Origin of the sequence: Ligilactobacillus sp., from assembly GCF_036846325.1 — a bacterium.
GTDB lineage: Bacteria > Bacillota > Bacilli > Lactobacillales > Lactobacillaceae > Ligilactobacillus.
The window spans coordinates 33,030-40,664 of record NZ_DAIUCE010000006.1 but is presented as its reverse complement, the minus strand read 5'-3'; the positions used below and the strand labels follow the sequence as shown (position 1 = coordinate 40,664).

General features: G+C 48.0%; 6 protein-coding genes. 4 read left to right on the top strand and 2 right to left on the bottom strand.

Annotation, left to right across the window (positions count from 1 at the left end):
* Positions 1-395 precede the first annotated feature (395 nt).
* Positions 396-1,433 carry an aldose epimerase family protein gene (locus V7Z60_RS01460; protein ID WP_334115757.1) on the bottom strand — a complete coding sequence of 346 codons (1,038 nt, stop codon included), beginning with the start codon at positions 1,431-1,433 and terminating at the stop codon, positions 396-398.
* A 283-nt stretch (positions 1,434-1,716) separates the two neighbouring features.
* On the opposite strand from V7Z60_RS01460, the gene V7Z60_RS01455 reads away from it, so the two are divergent.
* Complete coding sequence (locus V7Z60_RS01455; RefSeq protein ID WP_334115756.1) at positions 1,717-2,016, top strand: hypothetical protein; 300 nt, start codon at positions 1,717-1,719, stop codon at positions 2,014-2,016.
* A 98-nt stretch (positions 2,017-2,114) separates the two neighbouring features.
* On the opposite strand, the gene galE is transcribed toward V7Z60_RS01455, so the two are convergent.
* Positions 2,115-3,110: a UDP-glucose 4-epimerase GalE gene (gene galE / locus V7Z60_RS01450; RefSeq protein ID WP_334115754.1), complete on the bottom strand. Its 996-nt coding sequence runs from the start codon at positions 3,108-3,110 to the stop codon at positions 2,115-2,117.
* 203 nt (positions 3,111-3,313) lie between these two features.
* On the opposite strand from galE, the gene V7Z60_RS01445 reads away from it, so the two are divergent.
* The 3 genes from V7Z60_RS01445 (at position 3,314) to V7Z60_RS01435 (ending at position 7,589) form a co-directional block, all read left to right on the top strand.
* A complete protein-coding gene (locus V7Z60_RS01445) occupies positions 3,314-4,042 on the top strand; it encodes a GntR family transcriptional regulator (RefSeq protein WP_334115752.1) in 729 nt (242 codons plus the stop codon).
* 515 nt (positions 4,043-4,557) lie between these two features.
* On the top strand, positions 4,558-4,785 hold the full coding sequence (locus V7Z60_RS01440) for a hypothetical protein (RefSeq protein ID WP_334115763.1): 228 nt from the start codon (positions 4,558-4,560) through the stop codon (positions 4,783-4,785).
* A gap of 434 nt (positions 4,786-5,219) precedes the next feature.
* Positions 5,220-7,589: a phosphoketolase family protein gene (locus tag V7Z60_RS01435; RefSeq protein WP_334115750.1), complete on the top strand. Its 2,370-nt coding sequence runs from the start codon at positions 5,220-5,222 to the stop codon at positions 7,587-7,589.
* Positions 7,590-7,635: the final 46 nt, after the last annotated feature.

Genomic DNA, 7,635 nt, shown 5'->3' with positions numbered 1-7,635 from the left:
TTTCAGTTTTGAGACATGAATTAAATGCAGTGCTGAGAATCGCCTGCTCAATCAGGACTCCAAGGCGGGATTACGGGCAAAACGGCGATTTTTGGGATTTGCCCGTAAATGGCAGCCCTTGGTTGCGGTCAAAGCACACATTTAACGTCGCATACACAAACAAATTCCCGGATGATTTGCAGTTAATTGCAAATCATCCGGGAATTTTGTTCGAGACATATTTTTCCAGGCCACTTCAAATCATTGTTCTGGCGTTCGGCTCCACACCTTGTTAATCGGGCTCAGACCAGCAACAAGGCTCATGATAAGTTCGTGCCGCGTCGCGACTGCGCTTGCGCTGATCGCTCGCGCCCCTCCTTATCTACCGCCTTGTTAGGCGGCTGGTCTTCACACCTTTACTTTATCTTGTCATACGCATACTGAATCCGATACGTGCGCTTTCCCTGGCGAGGCAGGATGACGTCACCGAAGTTCTCCTGATTGATTGCGTCAGGAAGCGTCTGAGCTTCAAGTGCAACGCCTTCACCGGGCTTGGCAAGCGCTCCGCCATCGCGGGTAAAGCGCATTTCGGCATCAAGTTCCGGCATCGTGTACATTACAAGACCGTTTCTTTCCGAATTGATCGTAATCTGACGGCCGCTTTCCTCATCACGCAGGATGGCAATCGGCAAGGCTGCATGTCCTGGTTCGTTTACGACAAAGACATCGTCAAAACCGCCTTTTTCCTCATCAGCATCCTTAAGATTCCTGAATTCGCGGAAATCGCATGGCGTTCCTTCCACTTCGCGGATGCGTCCCGTCGGAATGTTGTGTTCGCCAAGATCAAGAAATTCATGGCTGTTCACTTTCAGAGAAAGCGTGCTTAAATCGGATCGGTCGCTCGGATTGAAGTAAACGTGCATCGTCGGATTGAAGAGCGTGTCGACTTCCCCGCCCAAAGCACTGTATGCGATTGTCACCTTGTTGTTATTGTTCAGCGTGTAGATGATGGTTGCCAGAATATCGCCGGGAAAGCCATCCATTTCCTCCGTGATCTTCTTTTGGAAGATGACGCTGACACTGTTTTTGTTCTGTGAAGTCGTGTAGTTCCAGTTCCATGCATCAAAGCCGTGGAATCCGCCATGAAGCGTATTCCCGTGTTCATTTGCAGGAAGTGAGACCTGCCTGCCGTTGATGACGCACTTGGCGTTGGCAATCCGGCCGCCGACGCGTCCAATCGACTTGCAGACGCATTGCGAATTCTTATAATATTCTTCAGTATGTTCAAAACCCAGGAGCATGTTCTTTTTGGAATCTCCTGCCGGAACAAGAAATTCCTGCCAGATTGCCCCCATCGTCAGGCACGAAATTTCAACGCCGTTATCGTTGACAAGCGTAATTTTCGTTACCTTGTGACCATCGTAGCTGTCGAGTTCTTTTTTTATGATATCCATGCTTTTTCCCTCCAGATGCTTTTTCCTACCCCTTTATTCTATCTCATAAGGCTTGAAAATAAAAGCGCTTGCAATTAAATAAATTAATATTTTTTAATCGTAGCAAATTGGTATATTCCAGTTTCAATCCTTATTTTCGCATATCCTTATGGACTTTATGCTTATATAAGCATTAAAAACACCTATTTTTAATTGTTTACTTATTTTTCGCAACTAAATGCTTGCAATTCTCTTTCTTCAAGAGTATGGTATATCCATAGTCAAATCAAGGAGGGCATTACTTATGAATGATACGGTTATTGAAAAACGCGAATCGCGTTCAAGCAAAAGCAAGGAGTGGAGAATGTCAAACGGAAACGGTCATTTCCTCGACGTGATTTTCAGCATCGATCTTGAAAACAAATTACGCTCGCACAGAAATTTCTCATTTGCGCGTTTTGAATCAGAACAGCTCAACAAACTCAGCAACATCATCCCTTCATTGCAGGACGACTACCGTCTGACAATTGATGAGGAAGCCGTCGGTCTGGCCTTCCTGCCGATTGGTTCTGAAGAGGCTCAGCCATTGATGAAATTAGTCTGATCATGCCTGTTCCCGCACATAAGCTGCAGATCTGCATACTGAAAAATGCAGTGCTTCGTTCCGCCACGTGACGGTTCAAGGCACTGCATTTTCAATTATTATCTGTCATTGTAGCCGTTCGGGTGTGTGGAATGCCATGCCCAGGCCGTTTCGATGATCTTGTGAATATCGTCGAATTGAGGCTTCCATCCCAGAACTTCGCGAGCCTTGTCGGAGCATGCAATCAATGAGTCGGGATCGCCGCCGCGACGGGGTGCCATTTCAGCCGGAATCGGCTTGCCCGTGACGTCTCGTGCGGCTTCGACGATTTCAAGATTGGAAAATCCAGTCGAGGAACCAAGGTTGAAGGCATTTGATTCATTGCCCTTGCGCAGATAGTCAACGGCCAGGATATGCGCATCCGCCAGGTCAAACGGATGAACGTAGTCGCGAACGTTCGTGCCGTCCGGCGTATTGTAGTCGTTGCCGAAAATCTGAAGCTTTTCGCGCTTTCCTTGAGCAACTTGCAAAACAATCGGAAGCAAGTGCGTTTCAGGATGGTGATCTTCGCCGATTGAGCCGTCCGGCTTGGCACCGGCAACGTTGAAGTAGCGCAAAGCAACGAATTTGACACCGTATGCCTGATCCGCCCAACGCATGATTTTTTCCATCATCAGCTTGCTTTCGCCGTATGGATTGATCGGATTCTGCGGATCGTCTTCCCTGATCGGCATCTTTTCGGGAATTCCGTACGTTGCGGCCGTTGATGAGAAGACAATGTAGTTGACGTTGAATTCATGCATGACTTCAAGCAACTTGACCATTCCGGCAGTGTTGTTGTCGAAATATTTCAACGGATCCTTCATTGATTCTGCAACCAGTGAGAATGCTGCAAAATGAATCACCGCATCAATCTCCGGGTTTTCGGAAAAGACCTTGCGCATGAACGGCTTGTCAGCCAGATCACCCTGATAGAACTTTGCTTCCGGTCTGACGGCTGCCTTGTGACCCGTTACCAGGCTGTCAACAACGACGACGTCCTGGCCCTGTTCGACCAGACGATCAACTGTGTGGGAACCGATATAGCCGGCACCGCCTAATACTAAAACTGCCATATTTTTTCCTCCTGTTCAGGAATTTAAATTTCTTCTCTTATATTTTACTATAGATTGACGGAAATGTAACTAAATTTTACTAAAAAATAACAATATTTCCTAAACGGATTTTCCCGTCCCCTTCATTTTAACCTTTTCTTGCTTGAAACGCTACAGTATGCTTAAATTGAGTAAGTATGATTCAAGCGAAAAGAGGTGTTCCCATGGCAGAACTCATCTATAAACAAATCATCGCCGACCTTAAGAAACGGATCTTCTCCGGCGAATTCAAGGAAATGCGTCTCCCAGACGAACGTACGCTGGCACTTGAATACGAAGTCAGCCGCAGTTCGGTCAAACGTGCATTGACACGCATGGCAGGCGACGGCATCATCTTCAAGAAGCGAGGTTCAGGCACCTTCATCAATCCTCTGTATTTGAAAAACGAATCAGTCTTCAACTACGAAGAAGGCAGAAACCTTGGCGTCACTGACAACTTCAAAATGAACGGCAAGAAGCCCCAGGTCAAGGTCCTGGAGTTCGAGGTTGAAAAACCGACTGAGGAACTGCAGCGCGACCTCTTCCTGAAACCCGCCGATTTCGTTTACAAAATCGTCCGCCTCAGACTCTTCGAAAACGAGCCCTTCATGATCGAAACGGGATACATTCCCATCAAACTCGTTCCGGATCTCACGCCCGAAATCATTTCCGGCTCGATTTTCAACTATATGCAAAACGAACAAAACCTTTCCGTAAACAAATCGTTTCTCTCCGTTTTTGCCGAGCCCTCCACACTCCGTGACCAGGAGCTGCTTGGCTTGAAAAATACAGAGCCGGCCGGCATCATGGAAGGCATTTTCTTCCTTGACAACGGTACTCCGTTTGAATTCTCCAGCATGAGATTCCACTACCGCTACTTGAAATTCAACACGTTCGTCAGCGTGGAAAATTAGATATTGTTTTAGCGACGCACCCAAGTCCGAAAAGGCAAGTGGCGGGTCGCTTTTTGTTGTTTGGTAATGCAATGCTTTGAATGAAGCGCGGACGTCTTTTGATGCACGGACGGCAACGAAACGAGAAAGCTTCCGTGACGGGAATTCAAAATGCAGAGCCACTGACATCAAACATCGTCTCAAAGTCTCTTGCTTTGGCGGAATCTCTGCAGTACGTCTGAATCGGGGCGCGCGGTACCAAAAGTAGACAAAAAACGGGGTGAATGCCTCTTTTTTGTCTACCGGACACTTCGGAAATGGGGCGCACGGCCTCGAAAGTAGAACAAAATCTCCAAAATTTTGAAAAATGTTCTACCGCTGCCTCCAAATTCGGCCCTCGCTGCTCCGAGAGTAGAACAAAATCATCCAAAATTGAGAAAATGTTCTACTCAGTTACCTTTGCCAAAGCAGTGCGGCCTCAGATTACGAGCAAATCTCAGAAATCAACGTTTTGCCAGTAACTGAGGTCAGGTGCAGTGATTGAGCAGATGATGCTAAGCACTGCATTTGTCAAAATCACTGCCGTTTACGGACAAATCGCTGAAAATGGGGCGTCTGTCCGTAAATGGCTTGCCCGAAAAATGCCGATTACGGACAAAATGGTCAAAAATGGCCGTTTGTCCGTAAAAATTCAGCCGGTTTGGACCAGGTTTTACGGACAAATGATCCAAAAATCCCTGTTTGTCCGTAAATCCTCGTCATAATGGTCAAAAATTTACGAACAAATTGCTGAAAAATGACTGTTTGTCCGTAAAATACGTTTTGCTTACGGACAAATCGGCCAAAATGGGCACTTTGTCCGTAAAATTTGAGTGAAATCTCGGTGTACCGCCCAGAATAAGAAAAAATCCGTGCCATCACGGTACGAATTTTAATCATTATTCAGTTGTACGGGCTCATGACCGCTCGCTTCCACACCTTCATAATCGGGTTTCGCCTCACAACCCCCTTGTCCCAAGCACCCTTGCTCGGGCAAGACGAGCTTACCCGTCGCAAGCGCGCCTTGGATACGCGGGGGCTGACCGCTCGGCTCCACACCTTGTCTTTGGACCGTTCCAATCAGCAAATTAGTTGACTCCAAAGAAAAAATTGATAGAATATAACTGTAAAGACAAATCGTAAAGGAGTCATCGTTAACATGGCCAAAGATTACTCATCAAAGGAATATTTCGCAAAACTGGATGCTTACTGGCGCGCTGCCAACTATATTTCAGTGGGGCAGCTTTACCTGAAGGACAACCCACTGCTGAGGCGTCCGCTTGAATCATCGGACGTCAAGGCAAAGCCGATCGGACACTGGGGCACCATTGCCGGACAGAACTTCATTTATGCACACCTTAACCGTGTCATCAACAAGTATGACCTGAACATGCTCTATATCGAAGGACCCGGTCACGGCGGACAGGTAATGGTTTCAAATTCTTACCTTGACGGAAGCTATACTGAAATATACCCTGAAATCACTGAAGATGAAGAAGGCATGAAGAAGCTCTTCAAGCGTTTCTCTTTTCCCGGCGGCGTTGCCTCTCACGCTGCTCCCGAAACCCCGGGATCCATTCATGAAGGCGGCGAACTCGGATATTCTCTGTCGCATGCCACAGGTGCCATCCTCGACAATCCCGATTTGATTGCAGCTGCAGTCGTCGGTGACGGCGAAGCTGAAACGGGACCTTTGGCAACTTCCTGGCAGTCAAACAAGTTCATCAACCCGATTCATGACGGAGCCGTTTTGCCGATTCTTGACCTGAACGGCTTCAAGATTTCGAACCCGACGATTCTTTCGCGCGAATCAAATGAAACTCTGACAAAGTACTTCGAAGGTCTCGGATGGCATCCTATCATCGTTGAAGGAACGGACCCTGAAAAACTTCATCCGGAACTTGCCCGGGCAATGGACGAGGCAATCGAGGAAATCAAAGCCATCCAGAAACACGCAAGAGAAACCGGTGATGATTCGCTGCCGACATGGCCAATGATCATCTTCCGTGCGCCAAAAGGCTGGACGGGTCCAAGGGAGTGGGACGGAAAGCCGATCGAAGGCTCATTCAGAGCTCACCAGATTCCGATTCCGGTTGACCAAGACGACATGGAGCATGCCGACAAGCTGGTTGCCTGGCTCAAGAGCTACCGTCCAGAAGAATTATTCGACGAAAACGGCAGGCTGAAGCCCGAAATTGCCGAAATCGCGCCAAAGGGCGACAAGCGCATGGCAGCCAACCCGCACACGAACCCCGGCAAGCTGATTCGCGACCTCATCCTGCCTGACTTCAGAGAATTTGCCCTGGAAAATGCAGAGCACGGAAAGACTGTTGCCCAGGACATGACCGTTCTCGGCAAATACCTTGAACGCGTAATCGAGCTTAACGCCAAAAATCACAACTTCAGAATCTTCGGGCCTGACGAAACGATGTCCAACCGCCTGGCACCGATCTTTGACGAAACAAAACGTCAGTGGATGCAGGATATCAAGGAACCAAATGACGAGTTTCTGGCACATTCGGGACGCATTATCGATTCGCAGCTGTCAGAACACCAGGATGAAGGCTTCCTTGAAGGCTACGTTCTGACCGGACGACACGGTTTCTTCGCGTCGTATGAGGCATTCCTGCGCGTCGTCGATTCAATGCTGACGCAGCATTTCAAATGGCTCAGAAAAGCAAAGGAGCAGCCATGGAGAAGCGAAATTCCTTCACTTAACGTCGTTTCGACTTCAACCGTATTTCAACAGGATCATAACGGCTATACGCACCAGGATCCGGGTGTTCTGGGACATCTTGCAGACAAGAAGCCTGAATTCATCCGCGAATATCTGCCGGCCGATGCCAACACCCTGCTTGCCGTTTTTGACAAGGTTCTGAATGACCGTGAGAAGATCAATCTGATCGTTTCTTCCAAGCATCCTCGTCCGCAGTTCTATACGGCCGCTGAAGCCAGAGAACTTGTTGACAAGGGACTCAAAATCATCGACTGGGCTTCAACGGATCACAATGCTGGACCTGACGTCGTCATCGCTGCCTGCGGAACCGAACCGAACCTTGAATCATTGGCCGCCGTTTCGATTCTGCATGAAAAGCTGCCTGATTTGAAGATTCGCTTCATCAACATCGTCGATCTGCTCAAATTACGATCGCCAAAACATGATCCTCGCGGTTTGAGCGACGAAGAATTTGATGCCTTCTTCACGAAGGATAAGCCGATTCTCTTTGCCTTCCACGGCTATGAAGGCCTCGTTCGCGACCTGTTCTTCGATCGTCACAACCACAACGTCATGATTCACGGCTACCGCGAAAACGGCGACATCACAACACCGTTTGACATGCGCGTTTTAAATCAGATGGATCGTTTCGATCTTGTCAAAGACGTTGTCTTGAATCTGCCTGATGCTGACAAATATGGTCAGATTGCCGCCGAAATGGACAGCATCATTGCCAAGCACAATCAATATATCAGAGACGAGGGCGCAGATCTTCCTGAAGTCGAAGACTGGACATGGAAACCCCTTGAATAATTACTGTGGAGCCCGAATTTTCGGGCTCTTTTTTGCTTGACTTTTG